The 11,995-nt window shown below is 69.6% G+C and carries 15 protein-coding genes; 8 read left to right on the forward strand and 7 right to left on the reverse strand.

All coding sequences use genetic code 11. The annotated features are described in order from the left end of the window. Window positions 1-21 precede the first annotated feature (21 nt). A complete protein-coding gene (locus ACWDOP_RS08890; protein ID WP_454202260.1) occupies window positions 22-381 on the reverse strand; it encodes a DUF3099 domain-containing protein in 360 nt (119 codons plus the stop codon). A gap of 167 nt (window positions 382-548) precedes the next feature. Between ACWDOP_RS08890 and ACWDOP_RS08895 the strand changes: the two genes are divergently transcribed. Beyond that, window positions 549-782, forward strand: coding sequence for a DUF3039 domain-containing protein (locus ACWDOP_RS08895; RefSeq protein ID WP_454201899.1), 234 nt, complete (start codon window positions 549-551; stop codon window positions 780-782). Between the two features lie 233 nt (window positions 783-1,015). Here ACWDOP_RS08895 and ACWDOP_RS08900 read toward each other — a convergent pair whose 3' ends face one another. Continuing rightward, window positions 1,016-1,861 (reverse strand): 3-hydroxybutyryl-CoA dehydrogenase, encoded by an 846-nt coding sequence (locus ACWDOP_RS08900; protein WP_454201900.1) that lies wholly within the window; start codon window positions 1,859-1,861, stop codon window positions 1,016-1,018. A gap of 220 nt (window positions 1,862-2,081) precedes the next feature. Between ACWDOP_RS08900 and ACWDOP_RS08905 the strand changes: the two genes are divergently transcribed. From ACWDOP_RS08905 to ACWDOP_RS08920, 4 genes are all read left to right on the forward strand, one after another. Then, entirely contained in the window at window positions 2,082-3,899 is a 1,818-nt protein-coding gene (locus ACWDOP_RS08905) for a tetratricopeptide repeat protein (RefSeq protein ID WP_456344603.1), read from the forward strand. 90 nt (window positions 3,900-3,989) lie between these two features. Further along, a complete protein-coding gene (locus tag ACWDOP_RS08910) occupies window positions 3,990-5,060 on the forward strand; it encodes an iron-containing redox enzyme family protein (RefSeq protein ID WP_456344604.1) in 1,071 nt (356 codons plus the stop codon). Further along, window positions 5,060-5,713 (forward strand): HemK2/MTQ2 family protein methyltransferase, encoded by a 654-nt coding sequence (locus ACWDOP_RS08915; RefSeq protein ID WP_456344685.1) that lies wholly within the window; start codon window positions 5,060-5,062, stop codon window positions 5,711-5,713. Before ACWDOP_RS08910 ends, ACWDOP_RS08915 begins: the two co-directional genes overlap by 1 nt. Then, window positions 5,691-5,900, forward strand: coding sequence for a CDGSH iron-sulfur domain-containing protein (locus ACWDOP_RS08920; protein WP_456344605.1), 210 nt, complete (start codon window positions 5,691-5,693; stop codon window positions 5,898-5,900). Before ACWDOP_RS08915 ends, ACWDOP_RS08920 begins: the two co-directional genes overlap by 23 nt. A 15-nt stretch (window positions 5,901-5,915) precedes the next feature. On the opposite strand, the gene ACWDOP_RS08925 is transcribed toward ACWDOP_RS08920, so the two are convergent. After that, window positions 5,916-6,257 carry a MerR family transcriptional regulator gene (locus tag ACWDOP_RS08925; RefSeq protein ID WP_454201902.1) on the reverse strand — a complete coding sequence of 114 codons (342 nt, stop codon included), beginning with the start codon at window positions 6,255-6,257 and terminating at the stop codon, window positions 5,916-5,918. Between the two features lie 150 nt (window positions 6,258-6,407). Here ACWDOP_RS08925 and ACWDOP_RS08930 point away from each other — a divergent pair, with 150 nt between their 5' ends. Next, window positions 6,408-7,127, forward strand: a complete 720-nt coding sequence (locus ACWDOP_RS08930; RefSeq protein ID WP_456344606.1) for a PAS and ANTAR domain-containing protein — start codon at window positions 6,408-6,410, stop codon at window positions 7,125-7,127. Between the two features lie 6 nt (window positions 7,128-7,133). On the opposite strand, the gene ACWDOP_RS08935 is transcribed toward ACWDOP_RS08930, so the two are convergent. Together ACWDOP_RS08935 and ACWDOP_RS08940 are read right to left on the reverse strand one after the other, a co-directional pair. After that, window positions 7,134-8,114 (reverse strand): TIGR03557 family F420-dependent LLM class oxidoreductase, encoded by a 981-nt coding sequence (locus ACWDOP_RS08935; protein WP_456344607.1) that lies wholly within the window; start codon window positions 8,112-8,114, stop codon window positions 7,134-7,136. Between the two features lie 55 nt (window positions 8,115-8,169). Beyond that, on the reverse strand, window positions 8,170-8,391 hold the full coding sequence (locus ACWDOP_RS08940) for a hypothetical protein (RefSeq protein ID WP_456344608.1): 222 nt from the start codon (window positions 8,389-8,391) through the stop codon (window positions 8,170-8,172). Window positions 8,392-8,575: 184 nt separating this feature from the next. Here ACWDOP_RS08940 and ACWDOP_RS08945 point away from each other — a divergent pair, with 184 nt between their 5' ends. Next, window positions 8,576-9,286 (forward strand): phosphodiesterase, encoded by a 711-nt coding sequence (locus tag ACWDOP_RS08945; RefSeq protein WP_456344609.1) that lies wholly within the window; start codon window positions 8,576-8,578, stop codon window positions 9,284-9,286. 29 nt (window positions 9,287-9,315) lie between these two features. On the opposite strand, the gene ACWDOP_RS08950 is transcribed toward ACWDOP_RS08945, so the two are convergent. Both ACWDOP_RS08950 and ACWDOP_RS08955 read right to left on the reverse strand, forming a co-directional pair. Then, window positions 9,316-10,770: an aminotransferase class I/II-fold pyridoxal phosphate-dependent enzyme gene (locus tag ACWDOP_RS08950; protein WP_456344610.1), complete on the reverse strand. Its 1,455-nt coding sequence runs from the start codon at window positions 10,768-10,770 to the stop codon at window positions 9,316-9,318. 261 nt (window positions 10,771-11,031) lie between these two features. Next, window positions 11,032-11,541 (reverse strand): flavin reductase family protein, encoded by a 510-nt coding sequence (locus ACWDOP_RS08955; protein ID WP_456344611.1) that lies wholly within the window; start codon window positions 11,539-11,541, stop codon window positions 11,032-11,034. Between the two features lie 196 nt (window positions 11,542-11,737). Here ACWDOP_RS08955 and mbp1 point away from each other — a divergent pair, with 196 nt between their 5' ends. Next, complete coding sequence (gene mbp1, locus ACWDOP_RS08960) at window positions 11,738-11,983, forward strand: microaggregate-binding protein 1 (protein ID WP_456344612.1); 246 nt, start codon at window positions 11,738-11,740, stop codon at window positions 11,981-11,983. Window positions 11,984-11,995 lie beyond the last annotated feature (12 nt).

Consider the following 11,995-nt stretch of genomic DNA (forward strand, 5'->3'; position numbering starts at 1 on the left):
GGGCGTCACAGGGAACGGGCGTCAGGATTCGATGGTGCGATGTGAGCGGGCTTCGAGCGCGGCCTGCTCCTCGCGCCGCCCGTCCCAGCGGCTGGGCTCCTCCTTGGTGCGCGGCGGCCGGTCGTTGGCGATCAGCACCGCGATCCACGGCAGCGGAATCGACACGCCGATGATGAGCAGCGAGATCACCCAGTTCTCCCACAGGGTGTAGGCGATCGCGGCGCCGACCAGGCAGGGGATCCGGAAAGCCATGATCATGACGTAGCGCCGGACGCGGTTGCGATGCTGCTGGTCCAGCGAGGTCGCGGCCTCGGTGATCAGGGCCGGGTGCTCCTTCTCACCGACGAAGAAGCCCTGTGACTTGCGCTCGGGCATAGGCATCGAGCCGGGTGGGAGGATTTCCGCCTCGGGGCGGTCGCCGCCGCCGCTGACCTCGGCCTGAGAATCGCCGTCACGCTGCATTACCCGAGTCTTGCACTCCGGCTCGCCGAATGCACATGGCGGTGGTAACGGTGATGCGCCGGCCGCGGGCTGGCATCATGGACGGGGTGAGCACAGACACCCTGGTCCGCCCGGATACGACCACCGACGAGACGACCGACAACGACGCGCCCAAGGTCTTCCACTACGTGAAGAAGAACAAGATCGCCGAGAGCGCGGTCATGGGCACCCACGTCGTCGCCCTCTGCGGCGAGGTCTTCCCGGTCACGCGTTCGGCCAAGCCCGGTTCCCCGGTCTGCCCGGATTGCAAGAAGGTCTACGAAATGATGAAGAAGGACTAGCTGATCGAGCGGTGAACTGCTGAACCGGGCTGTGTGCGCCCAGAGGTTCAGCAGTTCCTTGGCGTCGGATTCAGCGGGGGTCAGGCGCAGGGCCGGGTGGTGGCGGGGCCACGGTGCGGGACGCGCTGTCGATCGTGACGAAATCCATGGCCGCGCCGAGCGGCCGGGGCCCGCAACGCACGAGGCGCCCGAATCGCTTCGGGCGCCTCGTGGCGAACTCGGGTCTGCCGGACTCAGTAGGTGTAGAAGCCCCGGCCGGTCTTGCGGCCGAGGTAGCCCGCGTCCACCATGCGGCGCAGCAGCACCGGCGGCGCGTACTGGGGCTCGCCGAACTCGGCGTAGAGGGACTCGGCGACGGCCAGGGTCACGTCCAGGCCGACGGTGTCGCACAGGCGCAGCGGGCCCATCGGGTGGGCGCAGCCGCTGACCATGCCCTCGTCGATGTCCTCGGCCGAGGCGAAACCGGTCTCGAACATGCGAATCGCGCTGCACAGGTACGGAATCAGCAGGGCGTTGACGATGAAGCCCGCCTGATCCTTGGACTCGATGGTGCGCTTGCCCAGCACGTCGCGCGCGTAGGCGGTCACCTTGTCCACGACCGCGCGATCGGTCTTGAGGGTCACCACGATCTCCACCAGCGGCAGCACCGGCACCGGGTTGAAGAAGTGCACGCCCACCACGCGGGCCGGGTTCGCGGTGGCGTTGGCCAGCCGGATCACCGGGATCGAGGAGGTGTTGGTGGCCAGGATGGTCTCGGGGGAGACGATGCCGTCGAGCTTGGTGAAGAAGTCGGCCTTGAGCGACTCGATCTCCGGCGCGGCCTCGATGACCAGCTCGCGGTCCGCGAAGTCGTCGATGGCGGTGGTGAGGGTGATGCGCGCCCGGGCGGCGTCGGCGTCGGCCTGCTCGAGGCGGCCGGACTTCACCGCCCGCGCCAGGGACTTCTCGATGCGGCCCACGGCCGCGTCGGCCGCCTCGGTGTCACGTTCGAGAACCAGGACCGAGCTGCCGTTGCGGGCAGCCACCTCGGCGATACCGGCACCCATGGTGCCGCCGCCGATCACGCCGATGCGTTCCACTATTTCTCCTTGCGCTCGAAAATTTCGCACGACCATCTTCGTCGACGCGTCCGCCCCCACTTCCCATCGGGCACCGATTGTGAGGTCCGCCACGGCGCGCACGCGCGGTACGGGTGGCCGTCGCGGGACGGGATCCCCACCGCGCCAGTGATATTCGCGGCTGGCGAGATGGCGGCGCGGTCCGACATCATGGTCCGGATCTGGCGAACGATGGGGAGCGATGGCAGCGGTATCGGATACGAACGACGGGCTCGGCGACAACCGGGTCGAGGCGCAGGGCGAGGTCGCGGTGGCGGTGCTCGCGCTCGACGGCGGGGACCTCGCGCACGCGGCGGACCACATCGCCGGGGCGCTGCACCTGGACCCCGGGCTGCCGGAGGCGCACGAGGTACTGGCGAGGCTGGGGGCGGCGGCCGGGGGACCCGAGTCCGCGCTGGCGCTGTACCCGCCGGACCGGCCCTACATCGGCGCGATGGCCGCGCGGACCCACCTGCTGGCGGCGGCCGGGCAGGTCGACGCCGCGGTGTCCCTGCTCGCCCAGGTCGTCGCCTACGACCCGAGCCTGCCGTGGTCGCGGGTGCCGTGGCTCGAACGGCCCGGACTGGCGGGCGAATTGGGCGCGGACACGATTCTGAACGCGCTGCTCGCGCTCAATCGAGAACTGCCCGAACCGGTGGCCGAGCCCGATCGCACGGCGATGGCGCCGCTGTACCGGGTGCTGTGCGCCGCGGTCGAACTGCACGCGCACGACGCCGGCCTGCTGGCGATCGGTTCCGGGCTGGCGCGGCGCATGACCGCGTTCGGGCGCGCGGAGTCCTTCGCGGAACGGGCGTATCGCCTGGACCCGGGGCGGATGTCGAGCATCATGCTCGGGAACGTGTACCGCGCGATGGACCGCGCGCCCGAGGCGATCGCGGTGTGGACCGAACAGTTGCGCCGCGATCCCTCCGACGACTACCTGCGCGTCGACCTCGCCGAACTGCACGCCGACACCGGTCACCCCGAGCTCGGGCTGCCGTGGCTGCTGCGGGTGGTCGAGACCACGCCCGATCACGAGAAGGCCGCGCCGGCGCTGCTCGGGCTGCGCTATCGAATCGACCGGGACACAAAGCATCTGGTCGCCCTGGCCGACCACCTGCGCGAGTACCCCGAGCACCGCTACGCCGCCGACCTCCTCGCGCGTTTCTGCGCAGACCTGCCCTGGCTCGGCGGCGTCCACGCGTCGACCGAATCGATCATGAACGTGCTGCGCCAGGTGCTCGACCAGGTGGCGGATCCGGAATCGATCGAGATCGAGTGCACGGTGTCGGCGATCGAACCGCCGAGCGCGCTGATGACCGTGCGCCGGGTGATCCCGCGCGCCGAGATCACCGTCACGGACGTCGGATTCCCGGACCCCCGGACCGGCACCGCCGACTGGGACCGGTCCGGTATCGAGGTCTGGCGCTACAAGGACGATGCCCGGATCGCCGAGCCGGTGTTCTTGCGCCCATTACCCGAGTCGGCCGAGAAGATCAGGCGCACAGCGCAGTTGAGCTGGCCGCATCCGATCGCCGCCTACGACCACGCCGTCGCGCTGTCCGACATCTCCCTGCCCGGTCTCCTCGGAGCCCTGGCGCGTCCGCCCGCGCCACGCGACGACGAGGCCGGGCATCCCTACCTGGTCCGCAATCCCGATCTGTGGATCCGTGCCGTTCAGGTGTTCGCGTGCCTGGGTGTGGCCCATCATGGCGTGGAGCAGCCGTGGCTCGAATCAATCCGGCGCACAGCGCTTTTCGATCTGCTCCACGGTCCGGAGGACTGGGTCTGCGAGGCCGCCGCGATGGCTCTGGTCACGGTCGCCTGGACCGACCCGGACACTCGGGAGGACATCGGCTTCGCGATCTGCTTCCGCTTCGTCGATCTGTGTCACGCCGCGAGCTCCCGCGCGGTGTCGATCCTGGACTCGTTCTGCCATCTCGTCCTGGCCTGCCCCTGGGTCGACGAGACCTACCGGTCCCTGGCCTGGGACATGCTCGCCCGCAACGCGGAGCAGTGACCGGCGCGCGTCCCCGGTGACGGGTGCGGGCCGCATGAATCGTGCGCCGGCGGGTAGGCGGGGAACAGCGCCCGTTCCCGTTCCGAGGAGATGAGCATGCGGCCCGCAAGCGTGGAGAGAGCTTTACCGCAACCCTGCGGCGAACTATCGGGGTGGGTGGTAGAGACGCTGCGGAATGTGCCGGGAACGGCGACACCGATCGCGGACCAGGGCGCCGATCCCTACGGCCGGGACCTGCAGTCGGCGCTGCACACCCTGTACGCGCTGCACTACGACGGGCTGATCGGAGTCGATCCGGACTGGGAGTGGGATCCGGGGCTGCTGGCCGTCCGGGCGCGCTGGGAACGGAGTTTCCTGGCGGCGTTGCGGGCCGATACCGCGGTGGGTGACGACGTCGCCACCGAACTCGACGACTTGCTGATCGTGCCGGACGAGGAGTCGGGGGTGGGCGCGTTCCTGCGCGACGAGGGCGCGCCCTGGCACCTGCGCGAGTACCTCGTGCACCGCTCGATCCTGCACCACCAGGAGGCCGACCCGTACGCGTGGCTGATTCCGCGCCTGCGCGGGCAGGCCAAGGCGGCGCTGGTCGCGGTCGAATTCGACGAGTTCGGCGGCGGGCACGGCGAGCGCGTGCACCAGCGGCTGTACGCGAACCTGCTGGCGGGGGCGGGCTTGGACGCGGGCTACCTGAGCTACCTCGAGGTGGTGCCCGCGCCCATGCTCGCCCTGGTGAACATGATGTCGCTGTTCGGGCTGCGGCGGTCGTTGCGCGGCGCGGCCGTCGGGCATTTCGCGACGGTCGAGATCACCTCCTCGCCCGCGTCCCGCCGCATGGTGGACGCGCTGCGACGGCTCGACGCGGACCCGGACTGCGTGTTCTTCTACAGCGAGCACGTGGAGGCCGACGCCGTGCACGAACAGCTCATGCGGCGCGAGGTCATCGGGGACCTGCTCGCGGCCGAACCGGAACTTGCGGCCTCGATCGTCTTCGGGATCCGCGCCACCGAACTGCTCGAGAATCGTTTCGCCGGCCACGTGCTGGGCTGCTGGCGCGCGGGCCGCACATCCCTGCTCGAACCGGTGCTGCCCGAACGTGCCGGCGACGATTCCCTCGCCGATTCTCGAGTAGGCGGCGAATTTCGGGCTACTCGGCATTCGTGATGTTGATGCGAACGCCCGGGGTGTATCGGCCGCAGGCCGACACCCGATTGCTCGCCGGTGCGCTGGCGGTGGCGGGCATCCCGCCCCGCAGTCGTGTCCTGGATGTCTGCACAGGCACCGGGGCGCTCGCCATTTCGGCCGCCCGCCTGCCCGTCGCAACCGTTACGGCGGTGGACATCTCGCGCGGTGCGCTCGCCTCGGCGTGGCTGAACAGCCGCCTGCGCGGGGTCGACATCGAACTCGTGCGCGGCGACTTCCGCTCCGTTCTGCGCGGTCGGCGTTTCGACCTGGTGCTGGCCAATCCGCCCTACGTGCCGTGCGGTGACGCCGAGCCGCCGCGCGGCGCGGCGCGGAGCTGGGACGCCGGTGTCGACGGGCGCTCGCTGATCGACTCCCTCTGCCGACTGATGCCTGAAATACTTTCCGGCACAGGAACATTACTGATGGTCCACTCCGCGATGTGCGGCGTCGACGAGACGCTGACACGGTTGCGGACCACCGGTCTGAAGGCCGCGACGGTCGCTCGCGCGAGCGTTCCATTCGGGCCGGTGCTGCGTGAACGGGCGGGATGGCTGGTTGATCGCGGTCTCATCCGGCCCGGCCAAAACCGTGAGGAACTGGTGGTGATCCGTGCCGACCGACCCCGCACGTGACCGGCGCACGGTCACCTATACGGCCGACGGCCCCGCGATGGTCGAAGGTCCGCTGGACCTGGTGACCGCGGACGGTCGCGTCATCCACTGCGATCGGTGCGTGATCGCGCTGTGCCTGTGCCGGCGATCCGCGATCTATCCGCTCTGCGACACCAGCCATCGCAGGCGCCGGCGCTCCGCCGGCTGAACGCGGGCCGCCGGGTCAGGACTGGTCGCGCAGGCGCTGGTTGTCGTCGGCCAGACGCCGGTTGTCGGCGGTGAGGTCGGCGTTCGAATCCTCGAGATCGAGAATCCTGGCGATGGCGGCCAGGTTCACGCCCTGGTCGGTCAGGTCGGTGATGCGGCGCAGGCGGGCCAGGTCGTCGCCGCTGAATCGGCGGGTGCCGCCCGCGCTGCGCGCGGGGGTGAGCAGGCCGTGCTGCTCGTACAGGCGCAGGGTCTGCACGCTGATGCCGGCCAGCTCGGCGGCCACCGAGATGCCGTAGACGCCGCGCGCGGCATCGGGCAGGTGAGGGTCGGGTAGGGGCGCCCCGGGATCGGGCACGGGCAGTCCTCCTCGGCGTGCGCGAGAAACTCTCTGGGTAGGTATTGCGACTTTATCGCATCGATGCTAAAAGAAATCTGTACCTTTTGCCATAGATATTCTATGCAAGGCGAACCATAAACGACGTCATCCGAACAGGAGGGACATCCGATGACGCGCGAGCATCGCCCGCACCTGCCCACCTCGCATCGCGGGCGCGCACCCGAGCCGCGGACGGACCTCGCCGGGGCGCAGACATCGCCCCCGCGTACCGGGCCGATGACGGGCAGCTTCCGGTTCTGGTTCGCCTCCCAGCGCTGGGAATGGTCACCCGAGCTGTACCGCATGCACGGGTACGCACCCGGCCAGATCGAGCCGACCACCGAACTGCTCCTGGCACACAAACATCCGGACGATCGCGAACTGGTGGCGGCGTCGATCGGGCGTTCCATCGAGCAGGGCCTGCCGTTTTCCAGCAGGCATCGGTTCCTGGACACCGAGGGGCAGGAACACACCGTCATGGTGGTCGCGGACCGCATCGTCGGCGATGACGGAAATTCCGTGGGCACCAGCGGTTTCTACATCGATCTCAGCGAGACCCTGGCTTCGGCCGAACAGGTAGCGGTCGACGAGCGCCTGCCCGAACTGGTGCAGGCGCGCGCGGTGATCGAACAGGCCAAGGGCGTGCTCATGCGCATGTACCGCATCAGCGCGGAGCAGGCGTTCAGCGTGCTCGCGTGGCGGTCCCAGGAAGCCAACGTGAAACTGCGGTTGCTGGCCGAGCAGTTGATCCTCGAGCTTTCGGCGGTGCCGGCCGAGTCCCCGGTCACCGTGGCCGCTTTCGATCACGTGCTGCTCACCCTGCACGAACGGCTTCCGTCGGGAACCTGAGCCGGATCAGCGGTCACCGTCGAGCGCCCGCAGGGCCGCCAGCAGCGGCTCGGCCGCCTCGGCGAGGAACCGATCCTGCTGCTCGTCGCCGACCTGGACGAGGGCGAGATCGGTGAATCCGGCGTCCGTGAACTGCCGCGCCGCCGCGACGACGGCGTCGAGATCGGGTCCGCACGGGATGGTTTCGGCGATGTCCTCGGGCCGGACGAACTCGGTCGCGGCGGCGAATCCCGCCGGGGTGGGCAGGTTCGCGTTCACGTCCCAGCCGCCGGCGGACCAGCGGAACTGCTCGTGCGCGCGGCGCACCGCCGCATCGCGGTCGGGGTCCCAGCTGATGGGGAGCTGCCCGGTGACGCGCGCCGTGGCATCGGAATCGCGTGCGGCGCGCCAGGACTCGACCAGCGCCCGCTCCGGACTGGTGCTGATCATCTCGTCGGCCAGCGGCGCGAACCGCCGCACCGACCTGTCCCCGGAGACCGCGACGGCGATCGGGATCGGCTCCCGCGGCAGATCCCAGATCTTCGCCGCGTCGATTCGGTACCAGTGCCCGTGCATGTCCACCGTCTCGCCCGAATGCAGCGCGCGAATGATGCCGATGGCCTCGGCCAGCCGATCCTGGCGTTCCTCCAGCCCGGGCCACCCGGCGCCGATCACGTGCTCGTTGAGGCTCTCCCCGCTGCCGAGGCCGAGCGTGAAGCGGCCCTCGGCCAGGATTTGCAGGGTCGCGGCCTGCTGCGCGACCAGCGCGGGGTGATAGCGCATGGTCGGGCAGGTCACGTAGGTCATGAAGGGGATGTGGCGGGTCGCCTGCGCGACCGCGCCGAGCATCGTCCAGGCGTGCGGGGCATGGCCCTGTTCGGCCAGCCAGGGTGAATAGTGGTCGCTGCTGACCAGGAAGTCGAAACCGGCCGCTTCGGCGGCCACCGCGTAGCGGACCAGCTCGCGCGGGCCGCTCTGCTCTGTCATCAGGGTGTATCCGAACCTCACCGCTCACTCCTGTTCGCTCGGGAACGTCATGGGGCGGGGGCCGCCGGGCCCGTCGTCAGGACACCGCGACCTCGCCGGTGACGCTCTCCACGCTGTCCACCAGATCCGACTCGGTGAGCTCCGCGGCCGCCGGCGCGGTCAGCGAGACCACCACCGGCCCCGGATAGGCGCCGTACACGAGCATCCCGCCGAGCTCGTGCAGGCGCTCGTCGAAGGCGTCGCCGGTGGGCGGGCATCCCGCAACGAATTGCACCCGATACACACTCTCGTCGACCATGACGACTCCTTCGCGAATCGATGGACAGGACCTGCCGACGTGGGTGTTCCCATTTCCGGCACGAATACACACCGCCCGGTCGGAACCGGGAAAGCGCGGTGCGGGCGCCGTCGGACCCCGATTCGTCGCGGTGCGCCGGGGTATTGCCACTCGAACGACCGCAGAACCCGTTCAGGAGGACCCCGTGGGTGTGATCGACAACAGTGTTTCCGGCCTCTTCGCCGCGGCGGCACGGCTGCGGCGGGGGCGGGTGTTCCACCCGAACGGCGCGCCCCTCGCGGGCATGCTGCACGTCGTGGACCCGCAGTTCGAGAAGCTGATCGGAACCTCGGAACGGCCTGCGGCGGTGCGGATTTCGAAAGGCACCGGGCTGCCGGGCGGAATTCCTGACGTGCTCGGGCTGGCGATCCGCGTACTGGACCGGGACGAGCGGCCCTGGGATCTGGTCCTTGCGACCACCGGCTCCGGGGCGGCCACCCGCCTGCTTCCGCTGCCCGCGCGCGGCTGGGAATCCGCCCGCTACGGCAGCCTCATGCCCTACAGCTTCGAGGACGGACCCGCGCTGTGGATCGGTGCGCGACCGGCCGCCCCGCAGCCCGACACCGCCGACCTGTCCGACTTCACCGCCGGTGTGAGCGACGGCGGCAGCGGATTCGAGTTGACCGCCGCCCCGCGCAGCGGTCCGGAACGCACACTGGCCCACCTGGTGGTCAGTGAACTGGAAGTCGGCGCCGCGCCCACCTACTTCGATCCGGTCCGCAACCGACCGACGGGCGTCGACCTGCTGCCCAGGTCTCTGGCCGCCGTCCGTGAATGGGCGTACACCGGAAGCCGTTCGGGCCGTGGCCGCCCCGCCGACGCGGACTACGCCGACGCCCTCTTCGCCCGCCACTGACAAATATCGCCCGGCGTCCGCGGGCCGGCTCACCGGGCGACGACACGCAGGGTGTTCAGATCGGGGTCGGCGGGGTCGGGGATGTTCATGCCGGCGGCCTTGCCCGAGCGCAGGTAGTCCACGACGGCGGTGTCGATCAACTCTCCCGGGACGATGACCGGGATGCCGGGCGGATAGGGCGTGACCTGTTCGGCGGCGATGCGGCCGGGGGCCTGCTCGATCGGCACGGCCTCGCAGGGGCCGAAGAAGGCGTCGCGGGGCAGCAGCACCGACTCCAGCTGTAACTCGCGGGGCGAGGGCAGCCGGATGTCATGGGGGACGGGATCTTTCAGTTGCAGACGCCAGGCGGTGAGCGCCTCGACCAGGGCGTCGATGGTGGACTTGTCGTCCGCCATCGACAGGGTGGCCAGTATCCGGCGGTGGTCGCTCAGCCCCAGATCGAGCTTGCGGTGTTCGCGCACCCAGTCCGCGACCTCGTAACCCGTTGCGCCCGTGTCGGATACGTCCATCAAGACCTGGAGCCGATCCAGATCGTGCGAGGCCTCGGCGCCCAGCAGCTCGTCGTGCATCACCGATATGCCCGGGATCCGGGCCAGCGCCTCACGGGCGCGCTCGGCGGTATCCAATGCGGCGGACAGCAATTCATGGCCCTGCTCGGCCATGTGCCGTCGCCAGCCGTCGATGGCGGCGTACAGCAGGACATTGGGACTGGTCGTCATGAGCAGATCGGCGCACTGGCTCAGGTGTTTCCGGTCGACGAGATCGCCCTGCACGTGGAACACCGAGCCCTGCTCGAAACCCGCGCCCATCTTGTGCACGCTGACCACGCACACGTCCGCGCCCGCGTCCATGGCCCACGTCGGCAGATCCTCGTGGAACGGCAGGTGCGCGCCCCACGCCTCGTCCACGATGAGGGGCCTGCCGTACTCGTGGCAGATATCGGCGATCGCGGCGATGTCCGCGCAGGTGCCGTACGGGCTGGGGCTGACGATGAGCGCGCCGGCGGCATCCGGGTTGCGCCGCCACGCCTCGCGGACCTGTTCGGGTGACGGCGGATGCGAAAGGTGCCGTTCCGCATCCCATCTCGGCGGAATCCACAGCGGGGACACCCCGGAGAAGATCAGTCCGGCGACGATGGATTTGTGGCTGTCGCGGCCCAGAATGAGCCCGCCGTCGCCCCCGGCTACCGCGAGCATGGCCGCCTTGACCGAGAGCGAACTGCCGCAGGTGGAGAAGAAGGCGTAGTCCGCGCCCACCGCGTCGGCCATCAGTTCCTCGGCCTCGCTCAGATGCCGGCCGCGCGAGAGCCGATCGTCCATGCCGGGCGCGGCGAGCACGTCGGCGCGCAGGGCGTCCCCGAGCACGGCGTTCACGCGTGGATCGGCGCCGCGGCCCTGGCGATGGCCGGGCGGGGTGAAGCCGTAGCGGTCGGTCCGGTGGTAGTCGGCGAGTGCGTCGAGAACCGGAGCGCGACTCTGATCCATCTTCCCTCCAGGTGATCGGGAACCGGCCGGTTGGGAATGGCCGTATCGCCGGGGTAGCCGGTTCGTCGCGGGCTAATCGCGCGGGCGGTGCGTGGCACGGCGGATTGATCCGGACCTCGCGGGGTATGCGTTCAATGTCCGATTTATGGCGCTCGAAGAGCTCACCGCTCCGCCACGGCGGCGCGGCTTCCGGACCGCACACCGTCAACGGCGACGGTCACCTCGATGGCGAGGCGAGCGTGTGGGATCGGATGCCGGGCGTCAGGCCCGATGACCCGGGCGCAGATCCGCGACCGCGGCGAAACGCAGCGGCTGCGCGGTCTCGTCCACCGGCACATCGGCGGCGGTGGGGGCGAGCAGGAAGCCGACGTGGTCACCCAGATCGGTCGTCTGCACGATCTCGCCGGTGAACCAGCCCGACACCGCCGTGAGAATCGGCAGCGAATGCGGACCTTCCTGCCACTCGCTGTGCTCGAATTTGTTTATCTCCGTGCCGGTTTCGGCACCGAAGAGTTGCGCGAGGGCCAAACCCTCCGCCGGGAGCAGTTGCAGTGCCAGATGCTGGGCGCGGGTCGCCACGCCGTACGTGTGGTTGCGCTTGGACAGGCAGGCCAGAAACCGGCGCGGGGTGATGCTCACCTGGGTGCCGAAACCCATCAGGCAGCCCGCACGCTCGCCGTCGGCGACCGTGGTGACGATCCACATCGAGTCGTCGGCCCGCGCGATGAGCGAGTCGAAGGTGCTGTTCGTCGTACGGGCGGTAGGTGGCACGCGGATTCTCCCAGCTCGAGCGAACGCGGAGGCCGGACCGGCGGGTTCAGCCTACTCAGCTCGATCCGCCCGCGCGCGCGTGCGGTGCGGCGTGCGGCCGGGGTGATCCGAATCTCGGTGTCCCAGAATCTGTTTCGGGGGCGAACTCACGGGTAGGCCCGGAATGTCACTGTTAATCGATCGGGAGGAACATCCCATGTCCGAACATGACAAGAGTGGCCCGCGCGAAGGCTTCGAAGGCGCCGTCGAGGGTGTGAAGGGCAAGGCCAAGGAGGCCGCCGGCACCGTCTTCGGCAACGAGGGTCTGCGGGAAGAAGGCCGTAGCCAGCAGGACAAGGCGCAGTCGCAGCGCGACGCGGCGAAGAAGGAAGCCGAGGCCGAGAAGGAACGGACTCAGGCCGAACTCGACGAGCAGCGCCAGCGCGCTCATCAGCAGCGCTAGGTTCGCGCGAGT

The organism is Nocardia sp. NPDC003693 (assembly GCF_053981095.1).

Bases quoted from the DNA above. Each gene is read 5' to 3' on its own strand.
- ACWDOP_RS08940 (WP_456344608.1), bottom strand. From the start codon at position 8,391: ATGGTCGACGAGAGTGTGTATCGGGTGCAATTCGTTGCGGGATGCCCG.
- ACWDOP_RS08905 (WP_456344603.1), top strand. From the start codon at position 2,082: ATGGCAGCGGTATCGGATACGAACGACGGGCTCGGCGACAACCGGGTC.
- ACWDOP_RS08915 (WP_456344685.1), top strand. From the start codon at position 5,060: ATGTTGATGCGAACGCCCGGGGTGTATCGGCCGCAGGCCGACACCCGA.
- mbp1 (WP_456344612.1), top strand. From the start codon at position 11,738: ATGTCCGAACATGACAAGAGTGGCCCGCGCGAAGGCTTCGAAGGCGCC.
- ACWDOP_RS08950 (WP_456344610.1), bottom strand. From the start codon at position 10,770: ATGGATCAGAGTCGCGCTCCGGTTCTCGACGCACTCGCCGACTACCAC.
- ACWDOP_RS08890 (WP_454202260.1), bottom strand. From the start codon at position 381: ATGCCTATGCCCGAGCGCAAGTCACAGGGCTTCTTCGTCGGTGAGAAG.
- ACWDOP_RS08930 (WP_456344606.1), top strand. From the start codon at position 6,408: ATGACGCGCGAGCATCGCCCGCACCTGCCCACCTCGCATCGCGGGCGC.
- ACWDOP_RS08910 (WP_456344604.1), top strand. From the start codon at position 3,990: ATGAGCATGCGGCCCGCAAGCGTGGAGAGAGCTTTACCGCAACCCTGC.